Origin of the sequence: Hymenobacter sp. J193, from assembly GCF_024700075.1 — a bacterium.
GTDB lineage: Bacteria > Bacteroidota > Bacteroidia > Cytophagales > Hymenobacteraceae > Hymenobacter.
Genome location: NZ_JAJONE010000001.1, coordinates 3,712,254 through 3,728,632 on the forward strand (window position 1 = coordinate 3,712,254; position 16,379 = coordinate 3,728,632).

17 protein-coding genes and 1 pseudogene are annotated in these 16,379 nt (G+C 60.4%); 9 read left to right on the forward strand and 9 right to left on the reverse strand.

What is annotated here, in order from left to right:
• The first annotated feature begins 60 nt into the window (after positions 1–60).
• Positions 61–1,209 (forward strand): Na+/H+ antiporter NhaA, encoded by a 1,149-nt coding sequence (nhaA, locus tag LRS06_RS16285; protein WP_257872446.1) that lies wholly within the window; start codon positions 61–63, stop codon positions 1,207–1,209.
• 77 nt (positions 1,210–1,286) lie between these two features.
• Here nhaA and ltaE read toward each other — a convergent pair whose 3' ends face one another.
• On the reverse strand, positions 1,287–2,318 hold the full coding sequence (ltaE, locus tag LRS06_RS16290) for a low-specificity L-threonine aldolase (protein ID WP_257872447.1): 1,032 nt from the start codon (positions 2,316–2,318) through the stop codon (positions 1,287–1,289).
• 83 nt (positions 2,319–2,401) lie between these two features.
• Between ltaE and LRS06_RS16295 the strand changes: the two genes are divergently transcribed.
• Positions 2,402–2,737 carry a hypothetical protein gene (locus tag LRS06_RS16295; protein ID WP_196956641.1) on the forward strand — a complete coding sequence of 112 codons (336 nt, stop codon included), beginning with the start codon at positions 2,402–2,404 and terminating at the stop codon, positions 2,735–2,737.
• 83 nt (positions 2,738–2,820) lie between these two features.
• Here LRS06_RS16295 and LRS06_RS16300 read toward each other — a convergent pair whose 3' ends face one another.
• Positions 2,821–3,324 carry a metallophosphoesterase gene (locus LRS06_RS16300; protein WP_257872448.1) on the reverse strand — a complete coding sequence of 168 codons (504 nt, stop codon included), beginning with the start codon at positions 3,322–3,324 and terminating at the stop codon, positions 2,821–2,823.
• A 300-nt stretch (positions 3,325–3,624) separates the two neighbouring features.
• On the opposite strand from LRS06_RS16300, the gene LRS06_RS16305 reads away from it, so the two are divergent.
• Positions 3,625–4,332: an NUDIX hydrolase gene (locus tag LRS06_RS16305; RefSeq protein ID WP_257872449.1), complete on the forward strand. Its 708-nt coding sequence runs from the start codon at positions 3,625–3,627 to the stop codon at positions 4,330–4,332.
• A 28-nt stretch (positions 4,333–4,360) separates the two neighbouring features.
• Positions 4,361–4,867 carry a hypothetical protein gene (locus LRS06_RS16310; protein WP_257872450.1) on the forward strand — a complete coding sequence of 169 codons (507 nt, stop codon included), beginning with the start codon at positions 4,361–4,363 and terminating at the stop codon, positions 4,865–4,867.
• Positions 4,868–5,009: 142 nt separating this feature from the next.
• Here LRS06_RS16310 and coaD read toward each other — a convergent pair.
• The 4 genes and pseudogenes from coaD to LRS06_RS16330 all read right to left on the reverse strand — a co-directional run bounded on the left by coaD (position 5,010) and on the right by LRS06_RS16330 (position 7,789).
• Positions 5,010–5,485: pseudogene (coaD, locus tag LRS06_RS16315) on the reverse strand (pantetheine-phosphate adenylyltransferase).
• An 85-nt stretch (positions 5,486–5,570) separates the two neighbouring features.
• Positions 5,571–6,449 (reverse strand): DUF3822 family protein, encoded by an 879-nt coding sequence (locus LRS06_RS16320; protein WP_257872451.1) that lies wholly within the window; start codon positions 6,447–6,449, stop codon positions 5,571–5,573.
• 190 nt (positions 6,450–6,639) lie between these two features.
• Entirely contained in the window at positions 6,640–7,158 is a 519-nt protein-coding gene (locus tag LRS06_RS16325; RefSeq protein ID WP_257872452.1) for an NUDIX domain-containing protein, read from the reverse strand.
• Positions 7,159–7,186: 28 nt separating this feature from the next.
• Positions 7,187–7,789, reverse strand: coding sequence for a DUF4126 domain-containing protein (locus tag LRS06_RS16330; protein WP_257872453.1), 603 nt, complete (start codon positions 7,787–7,789; stop codon positions 7,187–7,189).
• 76 nt (positions 7,790–7,865) lie between these two features.
• Here LRS06_RS16330 and LRS06_RS16335 point away from each other — a divergent pair, with 76 nt between their 5' ends.
• The 4 genes from LRS06_RS16335 (at position 7,866) to LRS06_RS16350 (ending at position 10,992) form a co-directional block, all read left to right on the forward strand.
• A complete protein-coding gene (locus LRS06_RS16335) occupies positions 7,866–8,309 on the forward strand; it encodes a PaaI family thioesterase (RefSeq protein WP_257872454.1) in 444 nt (147 codons plus the stop codon).
• Between the two features lie 50 nt (positions 8,310–8,359).
• Positions 8,360–8,878, forward strand: a complete 519-nt coding sequence (locus LRS06_RS16340) for a hypothetical protein (protein WP_257872455.1) — start codon at positions 8,360–8,362, stop codon at positions 8,876–8,878.
• 33 nt (positions 8,879–8,911) lie between these two features.
• Entirely contained in the window at positions 8,912–10,324 is a 1,413-nt protein-coding gene (locus LRS06_RS16345) for an ATP-dependent RecD-like DNA helicase (protein WP_257872456.1), read from the forward strand.
• Positions 10,325–10,464: 140 nt separating this feature from the next.
• Complete coding sequence (locus LRS06_RS16350) at positions 10,465–10,992, forward strand: DUF1573 domain-containing protein (RefSeq protein ID WP_257872457.1); 528 nt, start codon at positions 10,465–10,467, stop codon at positions 10,990–10,992.
• Between the two features lie 78 nt (positions 10,993–11,070).
• On the opposite strand, the gene LRS06_RS16355 is transcribed toward LRS06_RS16350, so the two are convergent.
• The 3 genes from LRS06_RS16355 to LRS06_RS16365 all read right to left on the reverse strand — a co-directional run bounded on the left by LRS06_RS16355 (position 11,071) and on the right by LRS06_RS16365 (position 13,544).
• Positions 11,071–11,499 carry an EamA family transporter gene (locus LRS06_RS16355; protein WP_257872458.1) on the reverse strand — a complete coding sequence of 143 codons (429 nt, stop codon included), beginning with the start codon at positions 11,497–11,499 and terminating at the stop codon, positions 11,071–11,073.
• Positions 11,500–11,672: 173 nt separating this feature from the next.
• Entirely contained in the window at positions 11,673–12,170 is a 498-nt protein-coding gene (locus LRS06_RS16360) for a hypothetical protein (protein ID WP_257872459.1), read from the reverse strand.
• Between the two features lie 3 nt (positions 12,171–12,173).
• Positions 12,174–13,544 (reverse strand): DUF3696 domain-containing protein, encoded by a 1,371-nt coding sequence (locus tag LRS06_RS16365; RefSeq protein ID WP_257872460.1) that lies wholly within the window; start codon positions 13,542–13,544, stop codon positions 12,174–12,176.
• Positions 13,545–13,816: 272 nt separating this feature from the next.
• On the opposite strand from LRS06_RS16365, the gene LRS06_RS16370 reads away from it, so the two are divergent.
• A complete protein-coding gene (locus LRS06_RS16370; protein ID WP_257872461.1) occupies positions 13,817–16,372 on the forward strand; it encodes a type IA DNA topoisomerase in 2,556 nt (851 codons plus the stop codon).
• The last annotated feature ends 7 nt before the right edge of the window (positions 16,373–16,379 follow it).

Sequence of the window (16,379 nt, forward strand, 5' to 3'; positions counted from 1 at the left end):
AGGGGAGGTGCTGAGGCTGTTCAGCCGCAAATAAGGTCGGACCGGGTAACTTTGCCAACGATGCCACTACGCAAAATCATTACGCCTATCCGCGAGTTATCGGACAGCGGCAAGCTGTCGGGGCTGCTGCTGCTGCTGGCCACGCTGGTTTCTCTGGCGCTCAGCAACTCGGCCTGGGGGCCGCGCTACCTGCATTTCTGGCACACCGAAGTTGGAGCGGGGCCGCTCGTCAAAAGCCTGGCCCACTGGGTGGACGACGGGCTGATGGTGGTGTTCTTTTTCCTGGTTGGGCTGGAAATCAAGCGCGAAGTTCTCTACGGGGAGCTGACCGATGTGCGGCACGCGCTGCTGCCGGTGCTGGCGGCGGCCGGGGGCGTGGCAGTGCCGGCCGGCATCTACCTGCTGTGCACGGCGGGCACGCCGGCCGCTCACGGCTGGGCCATTCCTACCGCTACCGACATTGCGTTTTCCCTGGGCATCCTTTCGTTGCTGGGCAGTAGGATTCCGCCCGGTCTGCGCATCTTCCTCACGGCCCTGGCCATCATCGACGACCTGCTGGCCGTGCTCATCATTGCCGTTTTCTACACGGCGGGGCTGCACCTGGGCTACCTGATGGCGGCGGCGGGCATTCTGGCGTTGCTGGTGGCGCTCAACCGCCTGCGGGTAAGCTGGCTGCCGCTGTATCTGCTGCTGGGGCTGGGTTTGTGGTTTGTGGTGCTGCAGTCGGGTATTCACGCCACCATTGCCGGCGTACTGCTGGCCCTTACTATCCCCACGGCTTCCATCGAGAAGCTGGAACACGCGCTGCAAAAGCCCGTCAGCTACCTGATTCTGCCGGTATTTGCGCTGGCCAACACCGCTATTGTGCTGTCGGGTGAGGCGGTGGCGGGGCTGCTTACGCCGCTGGGGCTGGGCGTGGGGCTGGGGCTGCTGCTGGGCAAGCCGCTGGGTATTTTTGCGGCCACATGGCTGGCCGTGAAAACCGGCGTAGCCGGGCTGCCCGCCCGCGTGACCTGGCGGATGCTGCTGGGCCTGGGCTTCACGGCGGGCATTGGCTTCACTATGGCCATTTTCATTGCCAACCTGTCATTCACCGAGCCCGGCCGCGTAGATGTAGCCAAGCTGGCCGTCATTGTTGGCTCGGTGCTGGCCGCGCTGGTAGGCATCGTCATCCTGAAGACAGCCCCGGAGGCAGACGACGAAGCGTAAGGTACTGAAACGGTCAGCCCGGGGTCGAGACGCAGCATGTTGTGTCTCGACCCCGGGCCGAACCCTACAAGCAGCTTCTAGGCCGCTGCGTCATTCAGCGCCCGTACCACGGACTCAATCATGCTGTCATCCACATCCAGGTGGGTCACGAAGCGGATCATCTGGGGGCCGAAAGACGAGGCAATAATACCGCGCTCCTGCAGCTGCGCCAGAAACTGGTCAGCAGGGTGGGCGTCGTGGAGGCGGAAGATGACGAGGTTGGTTTCCACGGGCAGCACCTCGGCCACGTAAGGCTGCGCGGTCAGCGCATCGGCCAGCTGACGGGCGCGGCGGTGGTCATCGGCGAGGCGCGCTACGTTGTTTTCCAGCGCGTAGAGGCCTGCGGCGGCCAAGTAGCCGGCCTGGCGCATGCCGCCGCCCATTACCTTGCGGATGCGCTTGCACTTCTGCACAAACGCCCGGCTGCCCAGCAGCACCGAGCCTACGGGCGCCCCCAGGCCTTTGCTCAGGCACACCGAAATCGAGTTGAAATAGCGCCCGTACTCCTCCGCTTGCTGTCCGGTAGCTACCAGGGCGTTGAAGATGCGGGCCCCGTCGAGGTGCAGCGGAATCTGGTGGCGGCGCGCTACCTCGGCAATGGCGGCAATTTCCTCAAGGGTGTAGCAACTGCCGCCGCCCCGGTTGTGGGTGTTTTCGAGGGAAACAAGGCTGGTGGTAGGGTAGTGCACGTTAATGGGCCGGATGGCGGCCTCCACCTGCGCGGCCGTAACGCGGCCCCGGTTGCCAGTCAGCAAGGCCACCGAAGCACCCGAGTGAAAGGCAATGCCGCCCACTTCCCACAGATAAATGTGCGAGGTCTGCTCGCAGATAACTTCCGACAGCGGCTCGGTGTGGGCCTTGATGGCAATCTGGTTGGTCATGGTGCCGGATGGGCAGAACAGGCCGGCTTCCAGCCCGAAACGGGCCGCGGCGGCGTCTTCCAGGGCCCGTACGGTCGGGTCTTCCTCATACACGTCGTCGCCCACCGGAGCCCGGAACATGGCTTCCAGCATGGCCGGCGTGGGGCGGGTAACGGTGTCGGAGCGTAAATCGATGCGGGCTGCGGTCATGGAGTTCTAAATCAGGTTTCAGGATTCAAAAATAAGACTTACTTTTGCCCCTCCTTTACTAAATTGACAAAACCGACCCGGATATGAGCGTCACCCGACTGAAGCGGAAGCACCGCAAGAACATTGCGCGCGCCAACAACAAGCAGCGCATCATCAAGCAACTGCTCCTGACCCCCGTTCTGAAGAACGTGGACATCGAAGAGCTGAAAGCCAGCTTCAACGGCGGTGCTGCCCCCGCCCAATCCCAGACCAAAGCGGAGAAAGCAGCCGCCCGCTCCCAGAAGCAGGCTGATGCCAACGCCGAAGCCAGCGTAGCGCAGGACAATGCCGCCGCATTCGACGATGCTGAGGCTGTAACCAAGCCCGTAAACGAAGACGGTCAGGAAGGCGAGCATCCCAAGCCGGAAATTGCCCTCTAGCTTGCCCGCCACCCGCGTCGGTTGGCTCCTATAAATTGTTGAAAAGCGCCTTGTTCTCGGAGCAAGGCGCTTTTTTCGTGCTGCTATTCACCCGTGCGTGAGCCCAGCTCCACTACCTGAAGCTGCTGCACCTTGCCGGCCGCTACCTGAAACTTGAGTAGCGTGCGCACCTTATGAAAGCCGTGGCGGCCGGCGGCGCCGGGGTTCAGGTGTAGCAGCCCCAGGCGTGAGTCGGGCATCACCTTCAGAATATGGGAGTGCCCGCTGATAAACAAGCCGGGCCGCGCCTGCTGCACCAGCGGGCGGGCAGCGGGGCTGTAATGGCCGGGGTAGCCGCCAATGTGCGTCATCAGCACGCGCAGGCCGGCCACCTCAAAATCCTGCACCAGCGGCTGGGTCAGGCGCACGTCGCGGCCATCAATGTTGCCATACACCCCCCGCAGCGGGGCCAGCTCCTGCAGCTGCTCCACCACGGCCGCGGTGCCAAAGTCGCCGGCGTGCCAGATTTCGTCGCAGCCCCGCAGGTGGTGCAGAATCCGGTCGTCGAGGTAGCTGTGGGTGTCGGAGAGCAGGCCAATCTGTTGCATGATGCAAGGTAGTGGACAGGTGGCGGTTGCTCGTTGTCGGTTATTCGTTGTTCGTTTTCAGGTAACGACGGAAGAAGGGATGCTGTGTAAACGCCATGCAGGGTGCTGGCATGCAACCGCCCGCTAGCTGAACACTAGCAAAGAACAACTAACCACCGGCAACTGACAACGGAACCGCTGGCTTCACGTATCTTGCCCGGCTTGCCGGGTATTTCCGTTTGCCGATATTTATGCACTGATTTGCAAAGGAGCCCGGCGCACCCAACTGAATTTCCTGCTTTCCTCTCTATTACCCCCGCGATGAACGTTTTCATCAACGACATTCCGCTGATTGTCAAGAAGACCAGCGATAAGGTGTACAAGCACCGCTACGACCTGATCCTGAACGCCGAGGACGAGTTTATCTCCAAGGACCTGGTGGGCGACGTGCTGGTGCGCGATGCTACGCCTGCGTTCATCGACCGGCTGCTGCGGCTGATGGAAGTGAAAAAGCTCAAGAAGCTCACCTCCCTCACGCTGCTGGCCCGCAAGAAAAAGGCCCTCATCCTGCACCTCAAAGACCAGTTCCGTATTGCCAAAGCCGCCGGTGGGCTAGTGGTGAAGGAGGGACTGATTCTGATGATTTACCGCCTGGGCAAGTGGGACTTGCCCAAGGGAAAGCTCAAAAAAGATGAGGACCCGGCCGAAGGCGCCCTGCGCGAAGTGGAAGAGGAAACCAACGTGCAGCTGGCCCTCGGCGACAAGCTGCCCAGCACCTGGCACTCCTACGCCTACAACGGCAACAAGATCCTCAAGAAAACCAACTGGTACATCATGCAGTGCCTCGACGACTCGCTGATGAAGCCCCAGGCTGAGGAGTACATTGAGGAAGTGCGCTGGATGACGCCCCAGGAGGCCCTGGCTGTGCTGCCCGATACCTACGCCTCCATTGCCCTGGTGGTGCGCCACTACCTGAGCGAAGTAGCCGGCACCTCCAACGAACCCGCCGCAACCGAACCCGTTAAATAGCGGACGTCCCTCTTTTTCTCCCTGCTTTATGTCCGCTTCTTCTTTCTTTTCGCGCCGGCTGCTGGTGCCGGCCTTTGCCGGGCTGCTGGGTTTGGCTGGCTGCATGAACTCCCAGACGGCCTCCGAGGCCGAGCGCCCCGCCGCTGAGCGCGGTACCGCCGTGGCACCCGGCAAGCTCGACGCAGGCAGCCTGCTCAAGCGCAATATCGACCAGCTGCGCCGCCAGCTGGGCCAGCCCCAGGAAGCCAGCGACGAGCTGGTAGGTGCCGACCCCAACGCTGACCAGATGAAAAGCACCAATGGTGAAGGCTGGATCAACACCTTTCAGACCGAGGGCAACACGCTGGTGGTAACCTTCAACGCCCGCAACCGCCGCGTGAGCGACATTGTGCTGGTGGGCGAAAACGAAGACGACCTGATGCTGCGCGGCGGCCTGATGATGACCAGCCCCGACTACATCGTGCTGCCCCTGCCCGATGGTGGCGGGGAGTCCGGCAAGGTGAAGGGCGTGCGCATCATTCCGCGCCGCAAGTAAGCCAGCATCTGGCAGTTAACTGATAGTTGTTAACTGACACGATACACGCAGTAGGGTGCGGGGCTTGTCCCCGCCCGTCGTTGAACGAAATCTGTACAGATTGTTCAACGACGGGCGGGGACAAGCCCCGCACCCTACTGCATTATATAGGGCCTTTTTCGCTAACAGCTGGCAATTTGAAGGGTACGAAGTCATCCACGTTGCCGCCGAAGCGGTGAATTTCGCGGATAATGGTGCTGCTGATAGCCGCCAGCGGGGGGAGGTAATCAGAAACACTGTTTCCAGCTCTGGGTTGACGTGGCGGTTGGCCTGGGCAATGGTGTTTTCGTACTCGAAGTCGGTGGTGTTGCGCAGGCCGCGCAGAAGGTACCGGGCCCCTGCCTGGCGGGCAAAATCGGCGGTGAGGCCCTTGTAGGTCTGCACCGTCACGCGGGGCTCATCAGCAAATACCTGCTCAATCATTGTAGCCATCTGCTCCACGGGCAGGTAGCGGGTTTTGCTGCTGTTATTGCCGATGGCAATAATAATCTGGTCGAACAGGCCTACCCCGCGCTGCACTACATCAAGATGCCCATTCGTGAACGGGTCGAAAGAACCGGGAAACAGCGCTATGTTCATGCGGTGAATGAGCGAATGAATGACTGAGTGAAGTAGCAAAAACTGCCATTGCTACGCGTAACAGCACGCCAGCAAGAGACACAACTCAGCACAAATGCAGGCTGAACAGGTCGAAGTAGCGGTACTCGAACACGTCGTTGAGGCGGTAGCTGTAGCCCAGGTCGTAGGGGCGGTTGCCGAAGCGGATGTTGCGGATGTACTTGCGCAGAATGGTGAACAGGGCCGAGTCGTGCAATAGGTCGCCCCAGACGAGCACCGGGTCCTGGTCGGGGTTGAGCTGCATTTCCTGCATCACCAGGATGATGTAGTAAATCAGGTCCTCGGGCGTAGAGAAGGCAAACACGTTGCAAAACTCCGGCTGCTTATCACGCACCACCAGGAGCGTGACTTCCTGCTGACTGATGCTCACGTAAAGGCGGCGGGGGGCGCCCCGGTCGCTCTGGTGCACGAGGCCCTCCAGCAGGGCGCTGGTGTGGTGCAGCAGCTTGCCGGTGGGGTAGAGGCGCCCAAACCACTCGGCCACATCCCGCTCGGCCGCAAACACGCTCACAATGTCGCGGCCGGCGTGCCGGTAGCTACGCACTACTTCCCGGGCCGCGTCGGCGCGGTGGTGCAGGCGCAGATAGGTGTCCTCGTCGCCCTCGCGGAACAGGGGTGCTGGCAGCAGGGTGAAGTGGCGGTTGTGCACCGAAAGGCGCACCTGGTTCCAGCCCGGCTGGCCTACCAGATCATGCTGCGCGGTGAGGATTTGGAGCTGTTCGGCCAGCGGGGTGGCGGGCTGGGGTGCGTAGTCTTCCAGCAGGAGGAACTTGTTGCGCCGCGCATCGGCCACGCCCACCCGCAGCCCGGCCGCGCCCGCCGAGAGGTACAGGTTGTAGGCGGCCAGCTGGTCCGGGTCCAGCGTCTCATCACGCAGGCTGGGCAGCGCGGCTAAGGCAGCGGCAGTAGAAGCAGAGTCGGACACGGGCAAAAGCAAAGGAAAAAGAACAGGGGCGCCCAAAGGTACAAACCCGTTGGCGTTGTGTGGTCCGGGGCCGGGTAGCGTGACATTACTATGTCACACCTGTGACATCAGCACGATCTACTTGGGACATTACTATGTCTTGCTCGGGACATAGTAATGTCCGGAAAAGCGGCTTCCTGGTAGCAGCAAGCTACCGGCGGGTTTTATCGAACACCACCTGGGGGATGAACACGTCGTCGGGGCTGAGGATGTGGCGCAGGAGGGGGTGAAGCTGCTGGGGGTCGAAGGCGCCCAGCTGGCGCGGGGTGAAGTAGGCCAGCTTGGTGAGCAGTTGGGCGTCACGGGCGTGCTCGGGGTCAAGGCCCAGCTTGGCTTCGGCGGAGTCGTCGGCCAGGGTCACCTCAAAAAACAGCTCCAAGGCCTGCAGCTCCCCACGCCGGAACTCATGCACGTGCAGAAACCGGCCTACCGTCACCAGCAAACCGGTTTCTTCCCGAAACTCCCGCTGCAGGCATTCCTGCACCGACTCACCGAACTGCCACCCCCCACCGGGTGGCGACCAAAACGGAATACCATCGGGCAGCAAGCCCCGGTGAGCGGCCAGCAACACGGCATTTTGGCGCAGCAGCAGGCCGCCTACCCGCACACGCACCTGGCCGGCGTAGGGTCTGAGCAGCGAAGCGGCAAGGTCGGGCGAAAGATCAGGCATAGGTGGTGGGATACGAGGAAAAGAAAGGTTAGTGCCCGGTGGGTGGCAGCGGGCGGCGCGAGGCCAGCAGGCGGCGGCCCCGGCGCCACAGCCGTCCCGCAAGGTACACCACGAACACCAGGGCTGCCACCGCTACCAGCACGGGCAGCAGCAGGCCCAGTACCGAGCCTACCACGGCCAGCAGGTTTTCGCCGGTGGCCAGCACGGGGTTAGCTAGGCCGCCGGTGGTTACGGTGGAGCCCGCCCGCAGCAGGGAGGTACCCGTCTGGATAACGCCGGCCGTGCCTCCGCCCACCAGGATGCCCAGCCCCCAGCGCAGCACCGGGTCTAACTCGGGCAGGGACGAAGTCATCAGCAAGGTGCCGGCAATAAACGAGGCAGGCGTGGTGATAGTATCCAGGAAATTATCCACCACGGGTACGTAGTAAGCCAGCATTTCGGCCACTGTGGCTGTGGCCAGCACCCCAAACGCCGCCCAGGTTCCCAGCCACGCGAAGCCGGGAGAAGGCGCCATATACCCCGTGAGGTAGGCCACGTTGGCGGCCAGTAGCGGCACAAACACCCGGAAGCCGCTGCACGCGGCCAGGGCCAGCCCGAGGGCGCCCGATAAGAGGTAAAGCTTGGGTTCCATAGCAGTAGGGCAGTAGTCGGGTTTAAGGTACGCAACTCTGCGGTTCAGGACTATCTGAGCGGTATCTTTGCCCTACATGACACCTCCCGAAAGTCCCCAGGCAACAGCGCCCGACGAGCTGGAAACCCGCATTCGTCGCCGGCTAAAGCGCCAGCATTTCATGCACCACATCGGCGCCGAACTCACGCGCATTGAGCCGGGGCGCGTAGAGGCGGAAGTCCTGCTGCAACAGCAGCACCAGCAGCACGGGGGCTTTGCGCACGGTGGCCTAATAGCTACGCTGGCCGATCTGGCAGCAGGCTTTGCCGCCGTTACCCTGGCCCCGGAAGACGTGAGCCTAGTAACGGCTGAACTCAAAACCACTTACCTGCGCCCCGGCGTCGGCCAGAAGCTCCGTGCCGTGGGGTGGGTGCTGAAGCCCGGCCGCCGCCTTTATTTCTGCGAAGCCGAAGTGTGGGCTGACGACAAGCTGATTGCCAAAGCTTCGGCTACCATGGCCGTGGTAGAGCCACAAGGGTAAAAAGCTAGAGCGTGCTGGGTAATTTAGGAAAGTGAAAAGCTTGAGCAGCTATGAAGATTATTCTTTCAGCGTTATTCGTCCTAGCCCTTGCCGGGTGCCAATCGGAGCAAACAGTACCCGGCCAAAATCCGTCTACCGCTGCATCCTCTTCTGCGTTGCTGGCCCCACTGCCGCCGCCCGATGATAGCCTAGTGCTGGCGGGAATTTACCAGCTTCAGCAGCAGGTGGCAGTTGAGCGGTCGGTAGGTGCCTTGCAACTTTTGGATTCCATCTATTGCCAGAGTGATGGGTATCTTTCGGAAGGCATCAGCGAGGCCGCCGCTGCTATATGGGCGCAACAGCCCATGCTGACGTTGCGCTACCTTGAGCGGCACCCCAAAGCCTGCCTGCGCCAAGCGGTTGTCTGGGGAATCAGCGCCAATTTTTCCACGGAGGAAAATCGGGTTCAGGCTTTGGCCAACTTCCGGCAAACGGCCTTAGATAGTGGCCGCCGTGCGGGACTTTCTGGTCGCGAAATGTTGTTCTTGCAGCAGTTTATTAGTGAGGTCAATCCGACCCTGCTCGATTAAAAGGCCCTGCGGCATTATTCTTTTTACCTACTTATGCTCTCACTCCGCCTTCCTTCCGTCCGCGACTTTTTCCCGTACGAGCCCACGCCCGACCAAGCCCTGCTGTTTCAGCAGCTCGACCTGTTTCTGCGCGACGAGCTGCCCGGGCGCAAGGCCTTTGTGTTGCGCGGCTATGCGGGCACCGGAAAAACCACTGTGGTCAGCGCCCTGGTGCAGTGGCTGCACCACCGCCAGCGCAAGTACACGCTCATGGCACCTACCGGCCGCGCCGCCAAGGTAATGAGCACCTACTCGGGCGTGCCGGCCAGCACCATCCATAAGAAAATCTACCGGCAAACCAGCGGCTCGCCCTCCGAGCGACTCTCGTTTCAGCGGCAGGTAAACCGCACGGCCGACATGCTCTACATCGTGGACGAGGCATCCATGATTTCCGACGAAAAGGCCTTCGGCGAAAACGGCCTGCTGGATGACTTGATGGGCTACGTGTTCGAGAAGCAAACCAACCGCCTGCTACTCATCGGCGACACGGCCCAGCTGCCGCCCGTGGGCCAGCTGCTCAGCCCCGCCCTCGACCCCGAGCTCCTGGCTCACCGCTTCCGGGCCCACGTGCAGTCGGTGGAGCTGCGCCAGGTGATGCGCCAGGCCGAGTCCTCAGGCATCCTGATGAACGCCACGGTGCTGCGGGAAGAGCTGCGGGAAGAGCAGCCCAAAATCACCTTCTTCACCAAAGGCTACCCCGATATCTTCTCTATGGGCGGCGACAAGCTCGAAGACGGCCTGCGCTGGGCTTACAAGAACTTTGGCCACGAGAATACCACCATCATCTGCCGCTCCAACAAGAACGCCAACCAGTACAACCAGTTTATCCGGCGCATCCTGTTCGATGCCGAGGACGAAATTGAGTCGGGCGACTACCTGATGGTGGTGCGCAACAACTACTTCTGGCTGCCCAAGGACTCAGAAATCGGGTTTCTAGCCAACGGCGACTTTGTGCAGGTGGTGAAGATTGTGCGGCGCACCGAGGAGTTCGGCTTCCGCTTCGCCGATGCCCGCGTCCGCCTCGTGGACTACCCCGACGAGCCCGACATGGAAGTAAAGCTTCTGCTCGATACCCTGCACACAGAAAGTCCAGCCCTGCCCGCCGATCGCAGCAAAGCCCTCTACGACGCCGTGGGCCTTGATTACGCCGACCTGCCCACCAAGAAAGACCGCTCCGCTGCCCTGCGCAAAGACCCGTTCCTGAATGCCCTGCAGGTAAAATTCGCCTACGCCCTCACCTGCCACAAAGCCCAGGGCGGCCAGTGGCAGGCCGTGTTCGTCGACCATGGCTTCCTGAAGGACGAGATGGTGAACTCCGAATTTGCGCGCTGGCTCTACACGGCCATCACGCGGGCGGCCGAGCGGCTGTTTCTGCTGAACTTCAACCAGAAGCTGCTGGCCGAGTAATGCGTAGGTGCAACCTATTCAGCTGGTTGTGGGTTTCTCACCAAACGCTCATTTCCGCAACGCTAAACTGGCAGGATAATTGGCGCGGGCCGCAAAACCATTTACTTTTGAATATCAACCTCATTTTCAACTTCCCAGTCATGAAAAAAGTACTTGTTCTGGCCCTGTCGCTGATGCTGGGTGGTGCCGCCGCTCAGGCCCAATCGACTCCCGCTGCCGCCACGCAAGCCGCCGGCCCGCAGATTCAGTTTGCCGAAATGAAGTATGACTTCGGCGTGATTAAGCCCGGCGACGTGGTCGACCACACCTTCACCTTCAAGAACACGGGCACCGCGCCGTTGGTCATTTCCAACATCCAGGCCAGCTGCGGCTGCACCACGCCCGAGTGGACGCGGGAACCCGTGATGCCCGGCAAAACCGGTTCCATCACCGCCAAATTCAACTCGGCCGGCAAAATGGGCATGCAGAACAAAGTGTTGACCATCGACTCCAACTCGGCCTCGGGCCAGGTGATGGTGTCGTTGGTAGGCGAAATCCGGGAAGGCGGCGCGGCTACGGCGTCCAACCCCGCCAAAACCGACATAACGGCCCCCGCCGATGCCGACGTGAAGCAGAAAACCAAAATGGGCGACGCCAAAATCAAGGCCAAGCACAAAAAGAACTCGTAGTCGAATCCGACTTAGCAGAAAAGGCGCTCCGTATGCACGGAGCGCCTTTTTTATGTTCGGCATAGAGCTACAAAATTCTTACTTGGGCGCCTTCGTGAAGGCAATGAGCAGGGCCCCGCCGCCCATGAGGGCCGCGCCCAGCCACACCTGCCAGGTAATCTTCTCCTTGAGAAACACGGCCGCCAGCACAATCGAAAAGACCAGGGAAACCTTATCGAAGGAGGACGTTTGCGAGGCCTGTCCCAACTTGAGGGCCTGAAACGAGAACAGCGACGACAGGCAGGTGATAATGCCTGCGGCCACCAGAAACAGCCAGGTGCGCCGGTCTATTTCAGCTACCTGCCCCAGGTGCCCCTGCCAGGCCACCACGCTCCAGGCCACGCCTACAATCAGCACCGACTGAATAGCAAAAGCCACGCTCGACTCGATATTCTTCACGCCCACCTTGGAAAGCGTCACCACCACGGCCGCCGACACGGCCGCCAGCAACGAGAAAATCCACCACATACACACCCGGGAAAATGACTACGGCTGCGTGTACGTAACCTGAACCATAGGCGGATAGTAGTTTATTATCCGAATACGGCTATATTTCTTTCCTGGGCAGGGGTTCGAAGCCCGCAATAGTAAGCGCACGTATTAGCCACAGCCGGCTACCACGCGGTATTGGAAGTAACAAACTAACGGGAGTGGGTCATTTCGGCCGGGCACAGAAACTCCAGGCGGATACCGTGGCCCTCCAGGGCCTCGCGGGCGTGGTGCCAGTCGGTATCCGTCGCATTTACGATAGGCGGGTGGGCCGGATGGGTAAGCGCCACAGCAACGAACTTGCGGTCTGAGAGGTCGAAACGGGCCAGGTTAGGGTCGGCGGGGAAAGCGGCAAAGGAACCGTCCTCGGCTATTTCCAGGGGTACTTGCTCGCAGAAGACAGGCGTAGCCTTGTTTTGCAGCAGCCACTTGAGAAACGCGTTGCCGGGGGTATTGGGGCCTAACGGCTGCAGCTTGTGCCCGTACTCCTTAAGGATCAGAAAGCCCGCATCAATCACCAAGCCACCTTGTTCGCGCACGGTATCCAGGCGGGTTTTTGCGGCCCGCACGCAGGCCAGGCCCGCATCCGATTTGCCATCGGCGGTCAATAGCACATTGGTATCCAGAATGCACTTGGCAGGCGTAGGCATAGCTTATTTCTCCCCCGCGGCTTCGCGGCGCTTTAGCTCGGCGTCCATCATGGCGGAAGCATCGGCAAAGGAGTCGCCGAAGAAGTTGTTGGGCCAGTTGCGGATGTTGCCGTATTCGTCCAGGTCTAGCGGGGTGAGAGTGGAGGCGGCGCCCACAAAATCGGTGAAATATAGTTTCACCTGCTCCGTGGGCAAGGCTTCTTCCGCCAGCCGCCGCTGCAGGCGCTGCAACAGATGCTCACTGTGGCTTTCCAGAATAATCTGCACGTTGCGCCGCTTGATGGCGTCAATAAATACATCGGCCAGCCCCGCCTGCACGGCCGGGTGCAAATGAATTTCGGGCTGCTCCAGAATAATAGTGGAGCCTTCCGGCACGTAAAACAGCAGCACCAGCACTGGCAGCAGCTGCGACACGCCGAAACCTACGTCGGTCAAAAATACCTCCGCCGATTCGGCCGTGCGTTTAATGCGTACTTCATATTCTTTCCGGTTCGGCGCAATCGGACGTACTTCGAAGGAGTGAATCATACCTAGCTCTTCTAACCAATAAGCAACATGCTCCTCTAGTGTGCGAAATACGTTGTCTTGGATTTTTATAGTAGCTAGCCGTTTTGAATATAGTAAAGCAGCTACAGCTTTTTCTCCTCGGTTTCCAACTCCTTCAGGTTGTTCACCTCCCCAAACGTATAATCGATTAGGATATTCTCTTAAAGGGCCTAGATAATAAGTGCGCTTAAATAATTGTTCAAACTCGAATACCATCCTTGCTATCTGATCGTATTGCCCCGCTGGTAAAGCAAATCCAGAAGGCATTCCATAAAATTTATTTATTTCCACGTAGCGTTGAGGAAATCTAACTGCTTCATGAGAATGAGGATCTGTTAAACCTTCTGTGAGCAGAGAGTAAATAGGTGAACTAGTCTCGTAATCCTGGCCGGTCATTTGTAGCGTAAAAGACCTTTCTTTACTTCTGTAATGATAATTCTGTAAAGATATATGGTCACCTCTTTTTCTTATTTTGCTTTCAAATGTGTTTTTATAATTTGCCCAAGTGAACTTGCGTAAGTGTTTAGGAGAAAAGGCTTCATCTATTAATAGCTTCCATTCTACCTTGAAGGTAATTTCTGCAGGGTCTTTACGTTGATGCACTACATCGTACAAAGTGCCTAAGTCTACATAAGACCTCTCATCTCCTAAATTTAAAATCTGCAGTCTATCCGACGATTCCACCGTCTGTTTGAGCATCAGCAGGAACTGCAGGATGCTGGTTTTGCCGGAGGAGTTGGTGCCGAAGAAGCCGGTGAGGGAGCCGAATTCGATGGTGTCGGTATCCTTCCAGGATTTGAAATTCTGGATGCGCAAAGAGTTTAGCATAGCGGAAGACGTGAGGAAAGCGAAGGTACGCGAACCAGCCGAACGATGTAGAGACGCGTATTCGCGTCTCCTCGTTGAACGACCTATAACAACTGTCATTCCGAGCAAAGCGAGGAATCTTAAGAAGCGTGGACGGGCCAAGCCAGATTCCTCGCTTTGCTCGGAATGACAGGGGCCACCTCGTTCGGCACCGACCTTTTCGCGGCGTATCTTTGTTGATTGTCTGCCGGCCCGGAGCCGGTGTTATCATCCATCCGAGAGAATCCCACGAGTTGAAAGTCTGCATTGCCGAAAAGCCCAGCGTCGCCCGCGAAATTGCCCACGTGCTGGGTGCCAGCCGCAAAATGGATGGCTACTTCGAGGGCAACGGCTACCAGGTCACCTGGACGTTTGGGCACTTCTGCCAGCTGCGCGAGCCCGAAGACTACCGCCCCGAGTGGAAGCGCTGGAGCATCCACGATTTGCCCATGCTGCCCGAGAACTTCGGCATCAAGCTTATGCGCCGCGACGACGGGGTGGTGCGCCAGTTCAACGTCATCAAGAACCTGCTGGCCTCTGCCGAGGAAGTCATCAACTGCGGCGACGCCGGGCAGGAAGGGGAGGTCATTCAGCGCTGGGTGCTGCTCGAAGCCAAGTACCGCAAGCCCATCAAGCGCCTCTGGATATCGTCGCTCACCGAGGAAGCCATCCGCCAGGGCTTTGCCAACCTGCGCGATGGGGCCGAGTTCGAGAAGCTCTACCAGGCCGGCAAAAGCCGCGCCGTGGGCGACTGGCTGCTGGGTTTGAACGCGACGCGCCTGTTCACGCTCAAGTACGCGCCCGGGCAGCGGCAGGTGCTCAGCATCGGGCGGGTGCAAACGCCCACGCTGGCCTTGCTGGTGGACCGGTACCACGAAATCCAGAACTTCCGGCCCGAGCCTTACTGGGTGCTGCGCACCGAGTACCGGGGCACCATGTTCAGCCACGTAGCCCCCGTCAAGAAAGGCAAGGACGATGACGAGCCCGACGGGGTGCTTGCTGAAAAGGCCCGCCTGAAAGCCCGCGGCTACTTCGTGACCCAGGAGGAAGCCGATGAGGCCATGGCGGCGGTAAAAGACGTGCCCCTGACGGTGACCAACGTCGAAATCAAGAAGGCCCTGGAAAGCCCGCCCGCCCTGTTCGACCTCACCTCCCTGCAGGTGCAGTGCAACAACCAGCTGGGCCTTTCGGCCGAGGATACCCTCAAAACCGTGCAGGGCCTCTACGAGAAGAAAGTGGTGAGCTACCCCCGTGTGGATACCACCTTCCTGCCCGACGACCAGTACCCTAAAATTGCGGGCATCATGCGCGGGCTCGGGGCCTACGCGGGCCTCACCGCGCCCCTGCTGGCCACCAAAATCAAGAAGAGCCCCAAGGTTTTCAACAACAACAAAGTCACCGACCACCACGCCATTATTCCCACCGGGGCCAGCGCGGGCGGCCTGGGCCACCACGAGCAAAGCGTGTATGACATCATCGTGCGCCGCTTCCTGGCCGCTTTCTACCCCGACTGCGAAGTTTCCAACACAACGGTGACGGCCGACGCGGCCGGCCGCACTTTCCGGGTGCGGGGCCGCCAGATTCTCAACCCCGGCTGGCGCGTGGTTTACGGCGACCCGGAAAAGCAGCAGGCGCCCTCGGCCCCCAAAGCCACCGGCGAGGGCGACGATGATGTGGTGAACACCGTGCTGCCCAGCTTCGAGAAAGGCGAAAGCGGCCCCCACAAGCCCCGGCTGGATTCCAAGATGACCCAGCCCCCGCGCGAGTACTCCGAGGCCATGCTCCTGCGCGGCATGGAAACCGCCGGCCGCAACGTCGACGACGAGGAACTGCGCCAGGCCATGAAGGAAAACGGCATCGGCCGCCCTTCTACGCGGGCCGCCATCATCGAAACCCTGTTCAAGCGCGGCTACATCCGCCGCGACAAAAAGAAGGTGGTGCCCACCCCCACCGGCGTGGAGCTGATTGGCCTGATTCGTAACCCTACCCTCAAATCGGCGGAGCTGACGGGGCAGTGGGAGCGGAAGCTGCGCCAGATTGAAGGCGGCCAGCTGGAGCCCGAGCAGTTCCTGAGCGACCTGAAGGCCCTGGTGCGCGAGATGGTACAGGAAGTAAAGCAGGATGGCTCCGGCCGCGGCATCAGCATTCACCGGCCCGAAATGGCCGACCTCACCGGCCAGAAAGCCGCCGCGGGTGCCAAGGCCAGTCCGCCCAAGGCCGCGCCGACGCCGGCCGTGCCGGGGGCGCTGGGGCCGTGCCCGGCTTGCGGAGGCGGCCACGTGCTGCGTGGCAAAACCGCTCTGGGCTGTTCGCGCTGGAAAGAAGGCTGCCAGTTCCGCCTGCCTCCGGAGTTTGAGGGCAAGAAACTCACCGACAAACAGGTGGGCGACCTGCTCAAAAAAGGCCGCACCCAGGTGATGCAGGGCTTTTTGGACGATGCCGGGCAGAAGTTTGGGGCCGCCATTCGCCTCACGCCGCAGCGCACCCTGGAGCTGGTGCGCGCCGCCGAAAGCAAGCCCACCACGCCCTCCGACCCTGGCCAGATTCCGTGCCCGGTGTGCCGCCTGGGCCAGATGCTGCGCGGCAAAAGCGCCTGGGGCTGCTCCCGCTTCCGCGAAGACTGCCAGTTTCGGGTGCCCTTCGAGTGGGGCGGCAAAACCCTGTCCGACGCCCAGATGAATCAGCTGCTGCGCAAAGGCAAAACCGGCGTCATCCGCGGGTTCGTGTCCAGCAAAACCGGCAACCGCTACGAAGCCGTGCTGCAAGTGACGCCCGAAGGTCGCATCGAGCCGATTTTCGGGCAGGGGTGATGCGTAG

Excerpts from the sequence above, each read along its gene's own strand:
- ltaE (WP_257872447.1), bottom strand. The coding sequence starts at position 2,318 with ATGACCGCAGCCCGCATCGATTTACGCTCCGACACCGTTACCCGCCCC.
- LRS06_RS16350 (WP_257872457.1), top strand. The coding sequence starts at position 10,465 with ATGAAAAAAGTACTTGTTCTGGCCCTGTCGCTGATGCTGGGTGGTGCC.
- LRS06_RS16365 (WP_257872460.1), bottom strand. The coding sequence starts at position 13,544 with ATGCTAAACTCTTTGCGCATCCAGAATTTCAAATCCTGGAAGGATACC.
- LRS06_RS16330 (WP_257872453.1), bottom strand. The coding sequence starts at position 7,789 with ATGGAACCCAAGCTTTACCTCTTATCGGGCGCCCTCGGGCTGGCCCTG.
- LRS06_RS16295 (WP_196956641.1), top strand. The coding sequence starts at position 2,402 with ATGAGCGTCACCCGACTGAAGCGGAAGCACCGCAAGAACATTGCGCGC.
- LRS06_RS16340 (WP_257872455.1), top strand. The coding sequence starts at position 8,360 with ATGAAGATTATTCTTTCAGCGTTATTCGTCCTAGCCCTTGCCGGGTGC.
- LRS06_RS16300 (WP_257872448.1), bottom strand. The coding sequence starts at position 3,324 with ATGCAACAGATTGGCCTGCTCTCCGACACCCACAGCTACCTCGACGAC.
- LRS06_RS16345 (WP_257872456.1), top strand. The coding sequence starts at position 8,912 with ATGCTCTCACTCCGCCTTCCTTCCGTCCGCGACTTTTTCCCGTACGAG.
- LRS06_RS16325 (WP_257872452.1), bottom strand. The coding sequence starts at position 7,158 with ATGCCTGATCTTTCGCCCGACCTTGCCGCTTCGCTGCTCAGACCCTAC.
- nhaA (WP_257872446.1), top strand. The coding sequence starts at position 61 with ATGCCACTACGCAAAATCATTACGCCTATCCGCGAGTTATCGGACAGC.
- LRS06_RS16355 (WP_257872458.1), bottom strand. The coding sequence starts at position 11,499 with ATGTGGTGGATTTTCTCGTTGCTGGCGGCCGTGTCGGCGGCCGTGGTG.
- LRS06_RS16305 (WP_257872449.1), top strand. The coding sequence starts at position 3,625 with ATGAACGTTTTCATCAACGACATTCCGCTGATTGTCAAGAAGACCAGC.
- LRS06_RS16360 (WP_257872459.1), bottom strand. The coding sequence starts at position 12,170 with ATGCCTACGCCTGCCAAGTGCATTCTGGATACCAATGTGCTATTGACC.
- LRS06_RS16310 (WP_257872450.1), top strand. The coding sequence starts at position 4,361 with ATGTCCGCTTCTTCTTTCTTTTCGCGCCGGCTGCTGGTGCCGGCCTTT.
- LRS06_RS16335 (WP_257872454.1), top strand. The coding sequence starts at position 7,866 with ATGACACCTCCCGAAAGTCCCCAGGCAACAGCGCCCGACGAGCTGGAA.